Raw genomic sequence first — 19717 nt, 5'->3', positions numbered from 1 at the left:
AAAGCTATTCTCGATGAAGTCGCACACGCCATTGCCAATAACCTAAGCTCTGATAAGGCCCTTCAGGCGTTCCTGGACAACTTGTCAACTTTGGCCAAACGTTTAAAGACCCGTACTACGGTAATTTAAATCGCTGGTTAATACAGTCACAAGGCGTAAACTCCTGCAACCGGGTGCACTTCAGTACTTCGTAAATCGCTGACCGACTGATGTAAAAACGTTTTGCAAGCCATGTTACTTCCAAAGTCGGGTTTGATAAAGACTCAACCTTTTTCAAGGGATACCATGATATACAAGATCGGGTGGTTGCTTATCACAGCCACGCTGGGCGGGTGTGCTGTCGGCCCGGATTATCACCCTCCCCTCCCTGGAGTTCCCGATTCCTGGCAAGCTGAAAAAGAAGAGACTGTCGAATGGCAAAGTATGTCTGTGCAGCCGATTGATCAACAAGTATTGAAACACTGGTGGAAAAATTTCAATGATCCCCGACTGGATAGTCTGATAGATCGGGCATTATCGGGTAATTTCGATCTCAAAATCGCACTGTCCCGTATTGACCAGGCCCGTGCTGAGCGTAGCGCCATTCGCGCCGGGTTATTTCCGAGTGTCAATGCAGCAGCAAATGTCCAGCGCAGTCATAATCCCTTTCCTGGTTTCGCACCCGATATCAAATTCAATTTGTTCGAGCTGGGATTCGATGCTTTGTGGGAAATCGATCTGTTCGGTCGTCTGCGCCGCCAGCTGGAAGCTGCTTCCGCCGATCTGGATGCCGTCAATATTCAGTACGGTCAGGCGCTGGTAACTTTGACAGCCGATCTGGCACGTAGCTATATCGAATACCGTAGTTTTCAGAATCAGCTGCGCATTACTCGCGCAAACCTGGCCGCTCAGCAGACCACACAGGAATTAACCGAGAAACTCTTCAAGGCAGGTGTCGGTACTCGTTATGATGCGGTGCGAGCACGCGCACAGACCGAAACTACCAAGGCTCAGATTCCTGATTTAGAGGGAAGCCTAGTTGCTGCGTTACGGCAGTTGGAGAGGTTGACAGGGCAGCAGCCGGGTACACTTACTGCTATCCTGAGTGGATCGAACGCCATGCCTATGGCACCCAGACATGTCATCCTGGACTCACCCGCTGCAGCCATTCGCCACCGCCCAGATCTTCGTACTGCTGAGCGTCGACTCGCTGCTGCAACAGCGCTACAAGGTGCCGCAATCGCAGAATTATTCCCACGGCTGTCACTATCGGCTTTTTTGGGTCTGCGTAATACTGAACTCGATGCACTGTTTAAATCGGCTGCATTTTCCTATAACACCGCTGCCGGTCTCTTGCAGCCACTGCTCAATTTTGGTCGTATCCGGGCTGGGATTGATCTGGCCAATGCGCGGCAACAGGAAGCCTATTTGATATTCGAAAAAACCATACTGGAAGCGTTACAGGAAATTGAAACTGCCCTAACACGCTATCTCAAGGAAGAAATACGGCGACAGGCACTGGCTCGCTCCGTGACTGATCTGCGCGAAGCTGTCCGATTATCGCAATTGCGTTTTCAGGTAGGAAGCGTATCGTTTCTGGATGTGCTGGATGCTCAACGCACACTTTACAGCGCCGAGATCGACCTTGCTCGCTCCGAAGCAAAAGCCTCGACTAATTTGATTGCGGTTTATAAAGCACTGGGAGGAGGTGCAGACGCGACTGTGCCACCCGTGGAAACCATCTCGGAGAGACAATGAATAAACGAGTGAAATCGGTACTGACTTACATCTTTTCAGCCCTCGTTATCATCACTATCATCGTGGCATGGTGGATACTTCGTCCGGAGGGTCTACCTGATGGCATTGTGGCAGGAAATGGTCGTATCGAAGCAACCGAAATTGATATCGCTACCAAGGCGCCCGGCCGTATTATTGAGATTCTGGCAAGAGAAGGTGATTTTGTGCAAGCCAATATGGTACTGGCGCGAATGGACACGCAGGTGCTGCGTGCTCAGCAGAATGAGGCTGAAGCGCAGGTTCATCGTGCTGAACATGCTTACCAAACAGCAAAGTCCATTGTGATACAGCGTCAGAGTGAGCAAACAGCTGCACGAGCAGTTGTTGCCCAGCGTCAGGCAGAACTGGATGCTGCCCGTAAACGTTTGAAACGCACACAAATACTGGCCGGTGAAGGTGCCTTGGCTCAGCAGGAGCTGGATGATGATCAGGCACGCGTATTGAGTGCACAAGCTGCTGTCAGTGCGGCACAGGCTCAGGTTGCCGCAGCCAATGCCAGTATCGAAGCAGCAGAATCTCAGGTGATAGAGTCACAATCGGTTATTGTTGCTGCCCGGGCCACAGTTGCACGCTTGCAGGCAGACATCGATGACAGTGAATTACGGGCGCCACGTGATGGCCGTGTGCAATATCGTGTGGCGGAACCTGGTGAGGTACTGGGTGTGGGTGGCCGTGTCCTCAATATGGTTGATCTTTCTGATGTTTATATGACTTTCTTCCTGCCGACTGAGGCAGCTGGTAAAGTAGCACTCGGTAGCGATATCCATCTCGTACTTGATGCTGCGCCGGGTTATGTGATTCCGGCCAAAGCCAGTTTTGTCGCCAGTGTTGCTCAATTCACTCCTAAAACAGTAGAAACCGAAAAGGAACGTCTAAAGTTGATGTTTCGTGTCCGGGCGAGAATCGATCCTGAATTGTTGAAACAACATCTTGAGCAAGTTAAGACTGGATTGCCTGGGATGGCTTATGTCAAACTTGATCCTGCGGTAGCATGGCCCGCTGAATTAGAGATCAGGTTATCCCAATGAATGTGGATATTTCTACGAAACCAATCATTCATGTACGGAACGTCAGTTTACGTTACGGTGATAACCTTGCACTCGATGATCTTAACATAGAAATTCCTGCTAATTGTATAGCCGGATTGATCGGCCCAGACGGGGTTGGCAAATCCAGCCTGATGTCATTACTGACTGGTGCGCGGGTAATGCAGCAGGGTCAGATCGAAGTATTAGGAGGCGATATTGCGGATCCGACACATCGTCGTGTTATCTGCCCATGTATTGCTTATATGCCGCAAGGGCTGGGTAGAAATCTGTACCATACGCTATCAGTATTCGAAAATATCGATTTTTTTGGTCGGTTGTTTGGCCACGGACAAGTCGAACGCCACCAGCGTATTGATGAACTGCTTGAAAGTACCGGCCTTGCACCTTTCTGGGATCGCCCTGCCGGTAAATTATCAGGCGGAATGAAACAGAAACTCGGCTTGTGCTGCGCACTGATTCACGACCCCGATTTGCTGGTCCTGGATGAACCGACTACCGGTGTTGATCCACTATCACGCGCCCAATTCTGGGAGCTGATCAGTCGCTTGCGTGGACAACACGCCAATATGAGTGTACTGGTTTCTACCGCCTATATGGATGAGGCAGAACGCTTCGACTGGCTGGCAGCAATGGATGCCGGCAAAATTCTCGCTACCGGTACCGCAGCCGAGCTGCGTGCGTGTACCGATACCGACTCACTGGAAGCAGCTTTCATCCGGTTGTTGCCGGTAGAAAAGCGCAAAGACTACCGGGAAATCATTATTCCGCCACGCAATATCCAGGACAACCAGGAAATTGCCATTGAGGCACGCGATCTGACCATGCGTTTTGGCAACTTTGTCGCGGTTGATCGGGTCAATCTGCATATCTCGCGCGGTGAGATTTTCGGTTTTCTGGGCTCCAATGGTTGTGGTAAATCTACTACCATGAAAATGCTTACTGGCCTGCTACCGCCCAGTGAAGGAGAAGCACGGTTATTTGGTCAGGCCATCGATGTCAGTAATCTGGCCACCCGTAGACGGGTCGGCTACATGTCTCAGGCGTTTTCGCTCTACTCTGAATTAACCGTGCAGCAGAATCTAGAGTTGCATGCAAAATTGTTCCACCTGCCTAATGCCGATATTCCTGGCCGTGTCGCTGAAATGGCAGAGCGTTTTCTGCTCGAGGCAGTCATGGATAGCTTCCCTGATGCTCTGCCACTTGGCATGCGCCAGCGGTTATCGCTGGCAGTAGCCGTTATTCATAAGCCGGATCTTCTGATTCTCGACGAACCTACCTCTGGCGTCGATCCAATAGCACGCGACATGTTCTGGGAGTTGATCATTGGTCTGGCTCGCCGTGATCAGGTAACCATTTTCATTTCTACTCATTTCATGAACGAAGCTGAACGCTGTGATCGTATCTCGCTGATGCATGCCGGCAAGATTCTCGCTAGCGATACCCCTGCTGCGCTGATCGAGCGCAGCGGTCACTCCACACTGGAAGCTACGTTCATTGATTATCTGGAGCAGGCAATAGGTACCAGTGATAAACCGCTGGAACCTCCCATCACCTCTATTACTACCAAATCTGCAGCCACCTCAGAAGATACTCACTCTGTCATTACACTTAATACTCGCTTCAGCCCATTACGCTTGTTCAGTTATACCTTGCGCGAAACACTGGAGCTGCGCCGTGACCCGATTCGCGGCTCCATCGCGTTATTCGGAACGGTATTACTGATGTTCATCATGGGTTACGGTATCAGCATGGATGTCGAGAATCTACGCTTTGCCGTTCTCGATCGCGATCAGACCACACTCAGCCAGAACTATATACTCGATCTCAGTGGCTCACGTTATTTCGTCGAACGACCATTGATCACTGATTATGGTGAACTGGATCAACGTATGCGCAGTGGTGAGCTGAGCCTCGCGCTGGAAATCCCTCCGAATTTTGCACGTGATCTAGCACGCGGCGATAACGTCAAAATCGGTGCCTGGATCGATGGAGCAATGCCCACGCGCGCCGAGAATATACTTGGCTATGTACAGGCGATGCATCAGGGTTGGTTACTTACGCAGGCACGCCATCATGCCACGGGCCATTTACCTGCCGGACTAATGACAATCGAGACACGTTTCCGCTATAACCCTGATGTCAAAAGCTTACCGGCTATCGTCCCCGCAGTGATACCCATGCTGCTGATGCTGATTCCGGCCATGCTCAGTGCACTTAGTGTCGTACGAGAAAAAGAACTGGGCTCTATTCTTAATCTGTATGTCACGCCAGTGACCAGGCTAGAATTTCTCCTTGGTAAGCAGCTTCCTTATATTGCTCTGGGTATGATCAACTTTTTTCTGTTATGCATACTGGCGGTATTCGTTTTCGGTGTGCCACACAAAGGGGATTTTCTGTTACTGACAATAGCAGCACTATTTTATGTGACTGCTGCTACAGGCCTCGGCTTACTAATTTCAGCCTTTACACGCAGCCAGATCGCCGCCATCTTCGCTACATCGCTTGCTACCATCATCCCTTCTTCGCGTTTTTCCGGCATGATCGATCCGGTTTCTTCGTTAGAAGGTGGAGCACGACTGATCGGAGAAATTTTTCCCGCCACTTACTTTCTGACGATTAGCCGAGGCACTTTCTCTAAAGCATTAGGTTTTGCTGAGCTTGGTTCATTGTTACTGCCACTTGCACTTGCCATCCCTATCATCACTATGATGGCAGTTGTGTTATTGAAGAAACAGGAACATTAGCAGTGCTCACCTTTCTCAACATTTTTCACCTTGGAATCAAGGAATTGCGCAGCCTGGGACGCGACAAACTAATGCTATTTCTGATTCTATTTGCATTCACCGGCCAGGTATACCTGACTGCTACCGGTCTGCCTGAATCACTTCACAAAGCTCCCATTGCCATTATCGATGAAGATCGATCACCTCTGTCATTACGTATTATCAATGCTTTTTATCCCCCTCATTTTTTGTCGCCGCTTATTATCGATCAGTATGCCGCCGATCCCGGTATGGATACCGGCCTGTATACTTTTGTACTCAATATCCCTCCTGATTTTCAACGCGATGTACTGGCTGGGCGTCAACCCGCCATTCAGCTCAATGTCGATGCAACACGTATGTCACAAGCCTTTATCGGCAGCGGTTATATTCAAAATATCATTACTAATGAGGTCACGACATTCTCTCAAAGCCATCAAATTCTTCCTGCCTGGCCGGCCGAACTCGAAATACGTGCACGCTTTAACCCGAATCTGAACTCGGTATGGTTTGGCTCAGTGATGGAAGTTATCAACAGTATTACCATGCTGTCTATTATTCTCACTGGTGCGGCGCTAATCCGCGAACGTGAGCATGGCACTATCGAACATCTGCTGGTAATGCCGCTGACATCCTTCGAGATCATGATGGCCAAAATCTGGTCGATGGGTCTAGTAGTCGCCATCGTGGCTACGGCTTCGATTGTCTTTGTCGTACAGGATTTGCTCAGCGTACCCATCGAGGGCTCAATCGGGCTATTCGTCATTGGTATGACATTACATCTGTTTGCCACAACCTCAATGGGTATTTTTCTCGGCACGGTAGCGCGTTCGATGCCGCAAATGGGGTTGTTGATGATCATTATTCTACTGCCACTGCAAATGCTATCTGGTGGCATGACACCACGTGAAAGTATGCCTGAGGCAGTGCAGTACCTCATGCTCACAGCACCAACCACCCACTTTGTCTCCCTTGCCCAGGCTATTCTCTACCGTGGTGCAGGTTTCAGTATTATCTGGCCAGAATTTCTTGCTCTACTTGCAATTGGTATTATTTTTTTCATGCTGGCACTTACCCGCTTCCGCAAGACGATTAGTTCTATGGCATGATCAGAAACGAAAGAGACGAGAGATTATACCTACGGGACCAGAATCACTAAGCATGATACATCCTACCTTGCGGGAAGGAATTATCCATTCGCCCAGCCGATTGCCACTGGGGTCATCGAACGGCACCCTGGTTTCATGAACCCGCCTGCCGGGTGCCTGGCTGGCAATCAGAATACGGGCTGATGCATGCAATTGAAATACTGGTTTTGGTCTCAGCGGTAAAGGTTCAGTACATAAAGACACCAGCGCACCTGATGAATCAATGATATGAAATCATCCATATTGGCTTGATCTGCCGCAAAATGATTTGCTACTCACTATTAAAATCAGAAATAACACAAAAGCTTATGCCTGATTATGGCTTTGAGAAAGACAGAAATTCCAATTTTTTTCTATCTGTCATGAACATTTCTCTTGACAGGCATAAAAATATCCACATTTTTTACCTGAGTTGTTGACAACTCCTCAAACCCGCGTCAATACTGGCTGTAAACATAACATATTGTTTCTAATGAAAAAAATAAGTGTGCAAAATTTCAGCATATTTCAAAATCCTGTTTGAAAAGACACCCTTAAGGCAATCATCCTCAAGTTATACACAAACTTATCCACAGGAATTGTGGACAAGTTTGTACGTAATCGAAGCATAAATATTTAATAGATCGCCTGGATAAACTTTCTAAAAACACGCATCGCGATTGTTACAATCTCATTGATCTCAATTTTGTTGGGTTTATTGTTGATATGCTGCGTAAATTCCTGCTTTTTCTGCTCGTTCTCACAATGATTATCTTGGCTACTGCGTGGTTATTTCTTAGAGGCAGTCTGCCCGTTTATGAAGGAGATCTGCTGCTTCCCGGGTTAGCTGATACTGTAACGGTTGAACGGGATGCGCTCGGCACGGTGACACTAAGTGCTGAAAATAGGTTAGATCTGGCGCGTGGCCTGGGTTTCATTCATGCACAGGAACGCTTCTTTGAAATGGACTTGATGCGCCGCAAGGCCGCCGGAGAGCTGGCGGAGTTATTTGGTGGGGTTGCATTACCGGCTGATCGCAAGGCGCGTGGCTATCGGATGCGTGCCCGCGCACAGTCAATGCTGCAAAGGCTGCCGCAAGACCAGCTTCGTCTGCTTGAAGCCTATCGCGACGGAGTCAATACAGGGCTAAACAGTCTCAAAACCAAACAATTTGGTTATCTGCTTACACAAACGCTACCCCGACCCTGGCGTAGCGAAGACAGCCTGTTGATCGTGCTTGCCATGCACATAACACTGCAGGAAAACAGCATTGATCGTGAACTGGGGCTATCAATGATGCATGCCTCCTTGCCGGAATCTGCCTACCGTTTTCTGACTGCCAGCGGTGGAGAGTGGGATGCCGCCCTGGATGACAGCCAACTTGAATGGCCACCCTACCCTCCTGCTACTGATATTGATTTGCGCTCAATCAATCGACAAACTTTGTCAGGCAACAGCTTTCAGGAATTACCCATCATTGGCAGTAATGCTTTTGCAGTTGGGGGCGCTCTAACCAATGGCAGTGCACTGGTAGCCAATGACATGCATCTGTCTTTGCGGGTTCCCGGCTTGTGGTTCCGTACTCGTCTAGTTTATCCGGATCCTTTGCACGCCCAGCGGAAGATTGATGTAATCGGCGTCAGCCTCCCCGGTAACCCGGTTATCGTTGCCGGTTCCAATCGTCATATTGCCTGGGGGTTTACTAATTCTTATGGAGATTTTGCCGACTGGGTCAGAGTCAAGCTCGATCTGGATAACCCTGCCCGTTATGCTGATCATGGTGAGTGGAAAGCAATCAAAGTATGGCAGGAAACGCTACATGTGCGTGATGCACCCGATGAACAGCTCGAAATCCATGAAACTGAGTGGGGCCCTATTCTTGCTAGAGATTATGACGGTACCCCTCTGGCGCTGGTCTGGACAGCTTTCCAGCCAGATGCTGTCAACCTTGATATTATTGAATTGGAGCAGGCAGATAGCTTGGAAGAAGCAGTTAGGATTGCGCAAAACATGGGCATTCCAGCACAAAATTTCATTGCAGGCAGTAGAAATGGCGATATCGCCTGGACAATTGCCGGCCGTATTCCTTTACGCACGGGCGGCTACGATGCAAATCTGCCCGCAGATTGGGGCCAACAGACAATTGGCTGGAGGGGCTGGCTTGCGCCTGCTGATTATCCGCTGGTGATCAATCCGCCAGAGACGCGACTCTGGAATGGCAATTCCAGAATGGTCGATGGCGCCTTGCTGAAAAAACTGGGGGATGGTGGATATGATCTCGGCGCGCGCAGTCAGCAGATCCGCGATCAATTACATGCGCTCAATCACTTTTCACCAGAAGATCTACTGGCCATACAGCTGGATGATCGCGCACTGCTGCTTGCTCGCTGGAAGCAGTTGTTGGAAGAAACATTGCAAAAAATCCCGTCAGCTGCGTGGAGCCGGGAAATGCAGCAAGCCTTGCGTGACTGGGATGGCCACGCTTCGCCTCAGTCGGTAGCTTATCGCGTCGTACACAGTTTTCGTTACGCTGTTATGGAACATATTCTCAATGCCTTTGCGGCAATAGTGAAGCTCAATCACCCTGATTTTGTGCGGCCCCGCCTAAGCCAGGTTGAACATGCCGTCTGGAAGCTGATCAAGTATCGTCCACCACATTTATTGCCTCCCGGTGAGGATAGCTGGGAGGATATGCTCGCCGCTTGCGCACAACGTGTGACAGCATGGCTGCAAGCGCAACCAGGCGGCATTGCCGCGCGCAATTGGGGTGAAGAAAATACTGCCGCTATCCGGCATCCGCTCAGCCGCGCCCTGCCTACATGGATTGCTGCATGGCTGGATATGCCTGCAGATCAGTTGCCTGGAGATCACCATATGCCTCGTGTTCAGACACCAAATTTTGGTGCATCCCTGCGCTTTGTTGTTGCGCCTGGAGAGGAAGAGAATGGCTATTTTCAGATGCCGGGAGGACAAAGCGGCCATCCGCTCTCTCCTTATTACGGCAGCGGCCATTCTGATTGGGTGGCGGGGAATGCCAGCCCGTTTCTACCGGGACCACCACAACAAACTTTATATCTGCACGCCACCGAAGTTAAGCCATATCAATAAAATAACCTGGCTGAAACAGCAGCAAAAGTATCCTCCATCACCCTGGCTGGATACATTGCGTTACTCTAGTGGCATTTGAGTAATCAGCAAGTTACTGTTTTTTCCTGATCAATTCGATTTAGCTTAATATTTTTACAGTGATGTCGATAAAACTTACACAATTTAATGACAGCTTAATAGCCGCATTCTTTAAAGATAGCAGCATGCTGAAATCAGTTAAATTTGACTGAGGTTCTATTTTCAGTAGAAAGGCTGCTAGTTTTAATGTCAGTAAATTACGCATAAAACAGCAAAATTATTCCATATATTCATATTAAATTCACAATGACAGTCACGCTATGAAAGCAAATGAAATACAAAAAAAATTGCTTGTTGTGGAAGATGATCCCGGGCTCCAAAAACAATTGCGCTGGAGTTTTGATGATTGCAACGTGGCTGTTGCTTCCGATCGTGAAAGTGCGCTGGCACAAATCCGCCGACATGAACCCGCAGTCGTAACCATGGATCTTGGTTTGCCTCCTGATCCGGATGGGGCAACGGAAGGCCTGGCAACCTTGCAGCAGATTCTTGCATTGGCTCCCGACACCAAGGTTATTGTGCTGACCGGCAATCAGAATCATGAGAATGCGCTGAAAGCAATTGACATGGGTGCTTATGATTTTCATCAAAAACCCCTTGATGCGGGTGTACTTAATCTGATCGTAAATCGGGCCTTTTATCTGCACCGGTTACAAAGGGAAAATTATAAGCTGCAGCAAGCTGGCCTGATTTCATCAGTTCCTGGATTTATTACCGGAGATCCGGAAATAGCCAGAATTTGTCAACAGATTGAACGTATTGCATCTTCCGATGTTGCCGTCGCATTACTGGGCGAGAGCGGTACTGGAAAGGAAGTACTGGCTAAAGCACTTCACCTGCTCAGTGGCAGAAACAGTAAACGCATGGTTGCAGTAAATTGCGCAGCGATCCCGGAATCATTATTGGAAGCTGAATTGTTTGGTTACGAAAAAGGGGCTTTTACCAATGCTGCAAAACAGACTCTCGGTAAAATAGAAACCGCGCAAGGGGGCACATTTTTTCTGGATGAAGTTGGTGATCTGCCTCTCTCACTGCAGGCCAAGCTGCTAAGGTTTTTACAAGAACGCGTCATTGAACGCATTGGTGGCAGAGAAGAGATTCCGGTGGATGTGCGTATTATCTGTGCAACCCATCAGGATCTGAAGAAAATGATCGATGCCGGTACTTTCCGCGAAGATTTATTCTATCGGCTGTGCGAGATCAGCATTCATATACCGCCAGTGCGTGAACGCATTGGCGACGCTGTATTGCTTGCGCATCACTTCAAGAATCAATACCGTATCAAGGAAAAGCGCCAGACACTCAACTTCAGCCAGGATGCACTGAATGCAATCAGCAACCACCGCTGGCCGGGTAATGTCCGCGAAATTGAAAACTGCATCAAGCGTGCTGTCATCATGGCGGAGAGCTCCCAAATTACGGCCCAGGATCTGGGACTACAATCAGCAGACAATCCTGAGCAACCCGCCACCCTGCGCGAAGTCCGGGAACAGGCAGAACGCGAAGTAGTCGCCAAGGCTTTGGCCCGGATGGATGGTAATATCGTTAAAGCTGCAGAACTGCTCGGCGTCACCCGGCCAACACTTTACGACCTGATGAATCGCCACGGACTTAAATAGCCTATAAAACCTACCAACCTCGTTATTACCCAACCCACTCATGACTTCTCTTTTTCACGAACTGGTTTATCAGTCTGCCGACCGGAATATAGATTCTGTAGCTCTGATCGATCAGAAGCGTCATTTATCTTACCCGGCACTGGCCAAAGCAGTGCGATCATTCGCGGGCACCTTGCATACATTAGGGCTAAGTCGGGGAGAACGTGTCGCCGTTTACCTTGAGAAGCGGCTTGAAACGGTTATTGCCCTGTTTGGCACATCTGCCGCTGGAGGGGCATTTGTACCGGTCAACCCGTTGCTCAAAGCTGAACAGGTTGCCTATATTCTTAACGATTGCAACGTTAGAGTACTGGTCACTTCCGTTGATCGATTCAGCCTGCTCAGCCCGGCATTATCACAATGCCATGATTTGCATACTGTAATCACAGTTGATGAAGCACAAGAATCATCGTCAATACCCGGACTCAATGTCACTTCATGGGGACAAGCACAAATATCCTCTTCTGAAGCTGTACACTTACCACATTGCATCGACAGCGATATGGCGGCAATTTTGTATACTTCCGGCAGCACCGGCAAACCCAAAGGAGTGGTACTCTCCCACCGTAACCTGGTAATCGGCGCAAAAAGTGTTTCACAATATCTGAATAATCAATCGAATGATCGAATCCTTGCGGTACTGCCACTTAGCTTTGATTATGGATTGAGCCAGCTGAACACTGCGTTTTATGTAGGCGCTACTGCCGTTTTGATGAATTATCTACTGCCACGCGACATTCTCTCCATCATCAAACGTGAGCAGATCACTGGGCTGGCGGCTGTTCCGCCACTGTGGGCACAATTGGCACAACTGGACTGGCAAGATGTACAGACACTGCGTTATATCACCAATTCCGGGGGTGCTATGCCGCGAACCACTCTGGCACGTTTGCGCGAAGCACTGCCCAGTACAGAGATATTTTTAATGTACGGCTTGACGGAAGCTTTCCGTTCAACTTACCTGCCCCCTGAAGAAGTGGATAAACACCCGGATTCCATGGGCAAAGCAATTCCCAATGCTGAAGTTATGGTGCTACGGGAAGATGGCTCTCCTTGCGCACCAGGTGAACCAGGCGAACTGGTGCACCGTGGCCCACTGGTCTCGCTGGGTTACTGGAATGATCCGGACAAAACGTCAGCTCGCTTTCGTCCCCTTGCTCCACGCCAACCCGGATTGACCATCCCCGAGCTGGCTGTCTGGTCAGGTGATACCGTGCGAATGGATGAAGAAGGCTATCTGTATTTTATTGGCCGGCGTGACGACATGATCAAAACCTCTGGGTATCGTGTCAGTCCGACAGAAATCGAGGAAGTTATCTATGCAACAGAAACCGTCGCAGAGACTGCTGCATTTGGAGCGCCACACCCGACGCTTGGCCAGGCAATTGTTGTTATTGCCGTCCCCAAAACAGGAATCCAACTGAAACAGGATACCCTGATGGCAGCCTGCAAAAATCATTTACCCGCTTTTATGCAACCTGGTTTGATCGAGTTACGACAGACCAGTCTACCGCGTAATCCAAATGGAAAGATCGATCGAAAGAGTCTGGCCAGTGAATTTCAGCAAGTTTTCCAAACAGAAGAAATATGACGACGAATCAACCTAAACATGCGCCGATGATACAGTTTCCGGTACAGGATCATTGTCTTGTCATCGGCGGCATTCCACTCACACGACTGGCTCAACGGATTGGAAGCACCCCTTTCTATGCCTACGATCGCCAGTTGATTTCCACACGTGTACAGTCTCTGAGACAACATCTGCCACCAGACATACTTCTGCACTATGCGATGAAAGCCAATCCGATGCCGGCTGTGGTACAGCACCTGGCAGGCCTGGTAGATGGAATTGATGTCGCCTCAGTTGGTGAAATGAAAGTGGCACTGGATGCAGGCGTGACTCCAGAGAATATCAGTTTCGCAGGCCCCGGCAAAAATCGTCAGGAACTGGCCTGTGCCATTGCCGCCGGCATTGTTATTAATATGGAATCCGAACAGGAGCTGGAAACAATTGCTCAACTGGCAGACGAAACCGGTTTCCATCCTAAAGTCGCAGTACGGGTCAACCCTGATTTTGAGCTGAAATCTTCCGGCATGAGGATGGGAGGAGGCTCTAAACAATTCGGTATCGATGCCGAGCGCATCCCGGCCGTGTTGCAACGTATTGCGCAATTAAAACTAGATTTTGAGGGATTGCATATCTTCAGCGGCTCACAAAATCTCAGAGTGGAAGCCATTCAGGAAGCACACGAAAAGACACTGCAGCTCGGTTTACAGCTTGCGTCAACCTCACCCGTTCCAATACGCACAATCAACATCGGCGGTGGATTTGGCGTTCCTTATTTCCCCGGTGAAAATCCGCTCGATTTGAGTGCCGTTGGCACTAATCTGAAACAATTGCTGGCAGAAATCCCTGCTTCTTCCCCGAATATCCGGTTCGTGGTTGAGCTGGGGCGCTATATCGTGGCAGAAGCGGGTATTTATGTATGCCGTGTACTGGAAAAGAAACTATCAAGAGGGCAGGTTTTTCTTATTACCAATGGTGGTTTACATCATCATCTTGCCGCTTCAGGAAATTTTGGCCAGGTTATCCGCAAAAATTACCCTGTTGCGGTCGGAAATAAAATGTACATCAGTGAAACTGAAACTGCCTCAGTGGTCGGGCCACTTTGCACGCCACTGGATTTACTCGCCAACCAGATGGAACTGTCCAAAGCTGAACCCGGGGATCTGATCGTTGTTTTCCAGTCCGGCGCCTATGGATTAACAGCCAGTCCCACCTCTTTTCTTAGTCACCCTGCCCCGCTGGAAATACTGGCCTGAGAATCTGCTGCCAAACTGATACCTTTCTCTGCAATGATACAACATGCAAATCAAATAGCCATTGGTAACCAGTACAAGAAAGTAAATAAATTAAGTATACCCAGGTGCTATTATGACAGTAGCATTTAGGGACAATCCGGAAAGATGAGGAGATGATATGAGTGGTATATGTGGCTGGCTGAGTGTTAATCATTCGACAATAGAGAATCAACAGGTTATTGATCGTATGACCCGTTTGCTGACTCGTTTTGACAGCAATCCTGCACAAACAACAGCACAAGGCAGCGCAGCCCTGTCTGTTGTTGCAAAAGCAAGCCATGCTCATCTCTATGAAAAAGATGGTTTGTTAGTTGGTATCTGGGGAAGGATAAAATCCCGGAATAAACAGCTGCAGGCAGATATTGATGTCAAAGGAATGGCTGCAGCGCTTGCAGATCTATGGTTGCAGAAAGGTGAAAAACTATTCTCTGATCTTGGCGGTGAATTCGTGTGCTGCATCGTGGATAGCCATGCCCGCAAAGTCGCACTGGCCATTGATCCACTGGGGACACATACGCTCTACTACCAACAGCTGGATAATGGAATCCTGTTTGGCTCCTCGGCTGATGTCCTGCTCACACATCCGCAGGCTAGCCAGGAAATCAATCCACAAGGGCTGCTCAACTACCTTTATTTTCACATGATCCCGGGACCTGGCACCATTTACCAGGCTCAACAGCGCCTGCTTCCTGGTGAATACTTATATTTTCATGATGGCCGTGCAGAAATCAATCACTACACGCAGGCTCAGTTTAATGAGGATATAAAGCGTCCGTTTCCAGAGCTTCAACAGGAATTTCTCTCGCTGCTTAGAAAAAGTGTCAGTGAAATAATACAAGATCAGAAAGCCGGAGCATTTCTAAGTGGAGGCACAGATAGCTCCACCCTGGCAGGGATACTGACGGAAGTTACCGGGGAACCAGCTAAAACCTATTCAATTGGTTTTGAGGCAACCGGTTATGACGAGATGTACTATGCACGAATTGCTGCCCGACATTTCTCGACAGATCATCACGAATACTATGTCACACCGGATGATGTAGTCGAAACCATCCCGCTGATCGCCTCGGTCTTTGATCAACCTTTTGGCAATGCATCGGCACTGCCAGCCTATTACTGTGCACGCATGGCCAGGAAAGATGGCCTGGATTTGTTGCTTGGGGGCGACGGTGGTGATGAATTGTTCGGCGGCAATGTGCGTTATGCAAAACAGTATATTTTTTCGCTGTATGACAAAATTCCAGCGCCCTTGAGAAACTATCTGCTCTCACCGCTTATCCTCTCTATTCCGCCCGATACCGATCCTAAATTACTCCGCAAAGCACGTAGCTATGTCGCACAGGCCACTGTCCCCATGCCTCATCGGATGGAAACTTATAATCTATTAACACATTATGGCTTTGAGGCTGTATTTTCTCCAGAATTACTGGCACAGGTTAATACCGGGCAACCTGCGCAGTTGATCGAACAAACTTACCACGATACTTCTCACGCGCGTAGCCTGATCAACCGTATGCTCGCCTTCGACTGGAAATTTACGCTAGCAGATAACGATTTTCCCAAAGTAGTTCAGGCTTGTCGTCTGGGGGGTATGGAAGTATCTTTTCCGTTTGCCAATGATGAAATGCTCGCTTTCTCTCTCGCTTTGGATCCGGATCTGAAGCTGAAGGGGACACAGCTGCGCTATTTCTTTAAACAGGCATTACGGGGATTTTTGCCGAATGAGATCATTGCCAAGCAAAAACAGGGGTTTGGCTTACCGTTTGGTGTCTGGCTGCAATCGCACAAACCGCTACGGGAAATTTCCGCAGATAGCCTGAGCGACCTCAAAGCTCGTAACATCATACGGAACGATTTCATCGATAAGCTACTTGATCAGCACCTTCACGAACACGCCAGCTACCATGGTACCATGGTGTGGCTGTTAATGATGTTGGAGTACTGGTTCAAACAGCATACCCAGTAAAAATTCAAGATTCATCCAATCATCACAAAAAACAACACAAAAAATATCATCAGCTTGTCATATTTTAGCGACGTAAGTATAGTTTAATGTGTCTTGTCCAGACGACACTATTATCCAGTTTATATTTTGTTGATTAACATTCTCGGAAATACGATTGATTGTCATGATGCAAGCAGCAAAATGCAAATAAAATATAAAGTCATATCGTTTATATATTCCCCGAATTGAAAACTGGCCTGAACAGTAAAATTCATCCTGATTAGCCAGCATTTTTGGCTCTGTTTTTTGTTTTAGACAAAACTTATAGTCAAGGGGAAATATGAATGATCTTGAAAAAGCTTTTCACCAATATTTTGAAATTGTGCATGCTAATACGCCGGAGCTGCTTAAAGAGGCTTTCGGCTTACGTTTTCGTATTTTGTGCGTATATAACGATATCTCTGGTTTCAATTCAGTAAATTATCCAGATAAACTGGAAAATGACGAATACGATAGTCGCTCTGCGCATCTCTTGCTGCGCCATCGGCCGACCGATACATTCATCGGAACCACTCGCCTGATTCTGCCTGATTTGCAACATCCAGAAAATAAACTGCCAACTGAACTGCATACCCAATTTTATCCTGAATTTCAGGTAGATCCATCATCTCGTAAACATACCGCTGAAATATCCCGCTTCGCCATACTGAGCGATTTTTTTAAACGTAAGAATGAACACTATACGCTGGCTGGACCTGTTGATATACCAACCCGACCTGCTGGCAAACCTCACGAACGACGTCGCTTTCCTCATCCGATGCTAGGGCTTGTCGTTGGAATTATACAAACATGTGCTCAGTATGAAATTTATTACTTACTTTCATCCATGGAACCAGCCTTGAACAAATTGTTGGGATTTTACGGCTTGCAATTGAATTCCATTGGCCCATCAACTGATTACCACGGACTTCGCAGCCCTTATCATGTCTGCCTGTTAGATGTTCTGGACAGAATTTACCGCGATCAGCGGACAATTTGGGAGCTTGTTACTGACCACGGAAATATCTGGCCGGCCGATCTGACTCTTCTGCGCCAACAAAACAGGCGACAACTCGCTGACTACGGTAGCGCTCGCATATTGGGAAACCAATAACATTCACCATTGTGACGGGAATTTTTACTTACTGCCTTCGGGGCACTCTTCTCCCCGCACTGCTAATTATGCTTTTTTTCACGGATAATGTTTTATCCTCTGATAACGCGGTCGAAGTAGTAGTCCATCCCAGCACCAATGTCAATTATCTTTCCAAGAATTTATTACGCTCTGTCTTTAGTATGCGCCTCAGAACCTGGCAAAACGGTGTACCGATCCGGGTTTTCGTGCTGCCTGACGATGCGCCGTTACACGGTATATTTGCCAAAAAGAAACTCAATGTCTTCCCCTATCAATTACGCCTCGCATGGGATCGCCTGGTCTATTCAGGAACCGGGCAAGCACCACTCGTCGTGTACTCCGAAGAAGAGATGCGTACAAAAATTGCGACGACACCGGGATCAATCGGTTATTTAAGTGAAATCAAGATTGATGGAAGTGTCCAGGTCGTTCATATCAATGAATAGCAAAAAATTTTTCACCAATCCCTTTTTGAGCATCGCAGGGTTACTTCTGACTCTTTTCGCACCATCCGGATTTGCTGATGGGCATCAGGGAGTACAAATTCTGAAGCAGCTGCAGGTACATGGTTTCCTCAGCCAGGGATATATCAAGACAACCGGAAACAATGTTTTCGGTCACAGCAACAACTCGGGCAGCTTTGATTTCAGGGAAATGGGCCTGACAGCCTCTCTGCGCCCGCTACCCAGATTGCAATTCTCCGGACAGTTACTTCACCGCAGGGCGGGAGAAGGCAGTGACGGTGGCATCCGTATTGATTTTGGCTTCCTTGATTACAATTTTATTAATACGCCCGGGGTAGAACTTGGCTTGCGCCTGGGCAGAATGAAGAATCCGTTTGGGTTCTATAACGATACCCGTGATGTGCCCTTTACCCGGCCAAGTATACTGTTACCTCAATCAATCTATTTTGATCGGACCCGTAACCTGGCGCTGGCTTCGGATGGCGCTCAGCTGTACGGAGAATCACGCACAGATTGGGGAAATATTACCATTCAGCTTGGTGCTGCTTTTCCGCAGGTAGATGACAAAGATACCGAAACATCTATTTTTGGTCATACAACCCCGATCCGAGGATATCTGAAAAGCAGGCTTTCATATATCGGCCGTATCCTCTACGAGCTGCCTGACGGACGGCTACGCCTGGCTGTCAGCAGCGCTCAGCTCAATGTTGGCTATGATCCCAGCCAAAATGATATTTTTGAATCGGGTTCATTCAGATTCTCTCCCCTGATTCTGTCAGCGCAATACAATGCAGAACGCTGGAGCATAACTTCAGAATATGCGTTACGTTATTCTCGCCGTCATGGTTTTGGCAACCCCAGACTTGATCAGAGTTCTACCGGAGATAGCTTCTATCTGCAAGGTATCTACCGGTTCCTTCCAGGCTGGGAAGCTGTATTGCGCTACGATCTGCTTTTCGCCAACAGAAAAGATCGCAACGGCAAGAAATTTGCAGCCGTAAGCGGCCATCCGGCATACAGTCAGTACGCCAGAGATTTGACGGTAGGATTACGCTGGAATATTACTCCATCCATCATGCTGAGCACTGAATATCATCGGGTCAATGGAACCGCCTGGCTTTCTCCACTAGACAATCCGGATATCACCAGTACTGAGAAGAACTGGAATCTGTTTGCCGCACAAATTTCCTATCGGTTCTGATGCAAGATCAAGTGAAACCTGCCATCTCCGAGAGGCCAGTTGACTTAAAAAATACTGGCCATAAATTTTTTCGGATATTTATCGGGCTAAGTGTTTAGTCCCACGGTGTGCTGGAATGGGTCAAAGATAAAACGATCTGGCTCATTTTTCCAGATTTTGCAGATGTATTCATAGGGTGTTAGGCCTTTGAGAGCTTTTAGTCTTTTGGCGAAGTTATAAGCCATCACAAAGCGATGGAGATGGGCCTTCAACTGATCGTGTGAGTCGTAATAATACCGTTTTACAGTCGCATCCTTGATGGTTCGATTCATGCGTTCAACCTGACCATTGGTCCAGGGATGGTTGGGTTTGGTGAGACGGTGCTCGATGCCGTTGATCTGACAACACCTATCGAACATATGCGTTACATACTGAGCCGTTGGCCCATTCCGATAACGCGCCGGGAACGTAAACTGGATACCGTTATCAGTCAGGATTGTATGGATCTTGTAGGGAACAGTCTCTGTTTCTTAT

Annotated in this window: 13 protein-coding genes and 1 pseudogene; 12 read left to right on the top strand and 2 right to left on the bottom strand. The window is 48.3% G+C overall.

The annotated features are described in order from the left end of the window. Positions 1 to 285 precede the first annotated feature (285 nt). From ABF86_RS07405 to ABF86_RS07390, 4 genes are read left to right on the top strand one after another with little or no spacing between them, the layout of a single operon-like run. The gene (locus tag ABF86_RS07405; protein ID WP_074685176.1) at positions 286 to 1737 is read left to right on the top strand and encodes a TolC family protein; all 1452 of its coding nucleotides are present in this window, start codon (positions 286 to 288) and stop codon (positions 1735 to 1737) included. Beyond that, positions 1734 to 2804 carry an HlyD family efflux transporter periplasmic adaptor subunit gene (locus ABF86_RS07400; RefSeq protein ID WP_074685174.1) on the top strand — a complete coding sequence of 357 codons (1071 nt, stop codon included), beginning with the start codon at positions 1734 to 1736 and terminating at the stop codon, positions 2802 to 2804. Before ABF86_RS07405 ends, ABF86_RS07400 begins: the two co-directional genes overlap by 4 nt. Next, a complete protein-coding gene (gene rbbA / locus ABF86_RS07395; RefSeq protein WP_160803512.1) occupies positions 2801 to 5569 on the top strand; it encodes a ribosome-associated ATPase/putative transporter RbbA in 2769 nt (922 codons plus the stop codon). Before ABF86_RS07400 ends, rbbA begins: the two co-directional genes overlap by 4 nt. Before the next feature lie 2 nt (positions 5570 to 5571). Further along, on the top strand, positions 5572 to 6696 hold the full coding sequence (locus ABF86_RS07390) for an ABC transporter permease (RefSeq protein WP_074685170.1): 1125 nt from the start codon (positions 5572 to 5574) through the stop codon (positions 6694 to 6696). Here the strand turns inward: ABF86_RS07390 and ABF86_RS07385 are convergent, their stop codons facing one another. Further along, on the bottom strand, positions 6697 to 6888 hold the full coding sequence (locus ABF86_RS07385; RefSeq protein WP_160803511.1) for a uracil-DNA glycosylase family protein: 192 nt from the start codon (positions 6886 to 6888) through the stop codon (positions 6697 to 6699). A 552-nt stretch (positions 6889 to 7440) separates the two neighbouring features. Here ABF86_RS07385 and ABF86_RS07380 point away from each other — a divergent pair. From ABF86_RS07380 to ABF86_RS07345, 8 genes are all read left to right on the top strand, one after another. Beyond that, on the top strand, positions 7441 to 9822 hold the full coding sequence (locus tag ABF86_RS07380; protein WP_074685168.1) for a penicillin acylase family protein: 2382 nt from the start codon (positions 7441 to 7443) through the stop codon (positions 9820 to 9822). Between the two features lie 338 nt (positions 9823 to 10160). Beyond that, positions 10161 to 11519 (top strand): PEP-CTERM-box response regulator transcription factor, encoded by a 1359-nt coding sequence (gene prsR / locus ABF86_RS07375; RefSeq protein WP_074685166.1) that lies wholly within the window; start codon positions 10161 to 10163, stop codon positions 11517 to 11519. A gap of 40 nt (positions 11520 to 11559) precedes the next feature. Further along, positions 11560 to 13149, top strand: coding sequence for an acyl-CoA ligase (AMP-forming), exosortase A system-associated (locus ABF86_RS07370; protein ID WP_074685164.1), 1590 nt, complete (start codon positions 11560 to 11562; stop codon positions 13147 to 13149). Further along, a complete protein-coding gene (locus tag ABF86_RS07365; RefSeq protein ID WP_160803510.1) occupies positions 13146 to 14381 on the top strand; it encodes a pyridoxal-dependent decarboxylase, exosortase A system-associated in 1236 nt (411 codons plus the stop codon). The genes ABF86_RS07370 and ABF86_RS07365 overlap by 4 nt, the downstream gene beginning before the upstream one ends. 157 nt (positions 14382 to 14538) lie before the next feature. After that, the gene (locus ABF86_RS07360) at positions 14539 to 16386 is read left to right on the top strand and encodes an asparagine synthase-related protein (protein ID WP_160803509.1); all 1848 of its coding nucleotides are present in this window, start codon (positions 14539 to 14541) and stop codon (positions 16384 to 16386) included. Between the two features lie 319 nt (positions 16387 to 16705). Next, positions 16706 to 17518: a PEP-CTERM/exosortase system-associated acyltransferase gene (locus tag ABF86_RS07355; RefSeq protein ID WP_160803508.1), complete on the top strand. Its 813-nt coding sequence runs from the start codon at positions 16706 to 16708 to the stop codon at positions 17516 to 17518. A 68-nt stretch (positions 17519 to 17586) separates the two neighbouring features. After that, positions 17587 to 17985 (top strand): hypothetical protein, encoded by a 399-nt coding sequence (locus tag ABF86_RS07350; RefSeq protein ID WP_160803507.1) that lies wholly within the window; start codon positions 17587 to 17589, stop codon positions 17983 to 17985. Continuing rightward, positions 17978 to 19204, top strand: a complete 1227-nt coding sequence (locus tag ABF86_RS07345) for a hypothetical protein (RefSeq protein WP_160803506.1) — start codon at positions 17978 to 17980, stop codon at positions 19202 to 19204. The genes ABF86_RS07350 and ABF86_RS07345 overlap by 8 nt, the downstream gene beginning before the upstream one ends. 86 nt (positions 19205 to 19290) lie before the next feature. Here ABF86_RS07345 and ABF86_RS07340 read toward each other — a convergent pair. Beyond that, positions 19291 to 19701, bottom strand: a pseudogene (locus ABF86_RS07340) (integrase core domain-containing protein); the annotation flags it as partial. Positions 19702 to 19717: the final 16 nt, after the last annotated feature.

Origin of the sequence: Nitrosomonas sp. GH22, assembly GCF_009833115.1 — a bacterium.
In the GTDB taxonomy this organism is placed as follows: Bacteria; Pseudomonadota; Gammaproteobacteria; order Burkholderiales; family Nitrosomonadaceae; genus Nitrosomonas; species Nitrosomonas eutropha.
This window is presented reverse-complemented; position numbering and strand designations above follow the sequence as displayed.

Coding starts and splice junctions, on each gene's coding strand:
- ABF86_RS07405 (WP_074685176.1), top strand. CDS start 286: ATGATATACAAGATCGGGTGGTTGCTTATCACAGCCACGCTGGGCGGG.
- ABF86_RS07400 (WP_074685174.1), top strand. CDS start 1,734: ATGAATAAACGAGTGAAATCGGTACTGACTTACATCTTTTCAGCCCTC.
- rbbA (WP_160803512.1), top strand. CDS start 2,801: ATGAATGTGGATATTTCTACGAAACCAATCATTCATGTACGGAACGTC.
- ABF86_RS07380 (WP_074685168.1), top strand. CDS start 7,441: ATGCTGCGTAAATTCCTGCTTTTTCTGCTCGTTCTCACAATGATTATC.
- prsR (WP_074685166.1), top strand. CDS start 10,161: ATGAAAGCAAATGAAATACAAAAAAAATTGCTTGTTGTGGAAGATGAT.
- ABF86_RS07370 (WP_074685164.1), top strand. CDS start 11,560: ATGACTTCTCTTTTTCACGAACTGGTTTATCAGTCTGCCGACCGGAAT.
- ABF86_RS07365 (WP_160803510.1), top strand. CDS start 13,146: ATGACGACGAATCAACCTAAACATGCGCCGATGATACAGTTTCCGGTA.
- ABF86_RS07360 (WP_160803509.1), top strand. CDS start 14,539: ATGAGTGGTATATGTGGCTGGCTGAGTGTTAATCATTCGACAATAGAG.
- ABF86_RS07355 (WP_160803508.1), top strand. CDS start 16,706: ATGAATGATCTTGAAAAAGCTTTTCACCAATATTTTGAAATTGTGCAT.
- ABF86_RS07350 (WP_160803507.1), top strand. CDS start 17,587: ATGCTTTTTTTCACGGATAATGTTTTATCCTCTGATAACGCGGTCGAA.
- ABF86_RS07345 (WP_160803506.1), top strand. CDS start 17,978: ATGAATAGCAAAAAATTTTTCACCAATCCCTTTTTGAGCATCGCAGGG.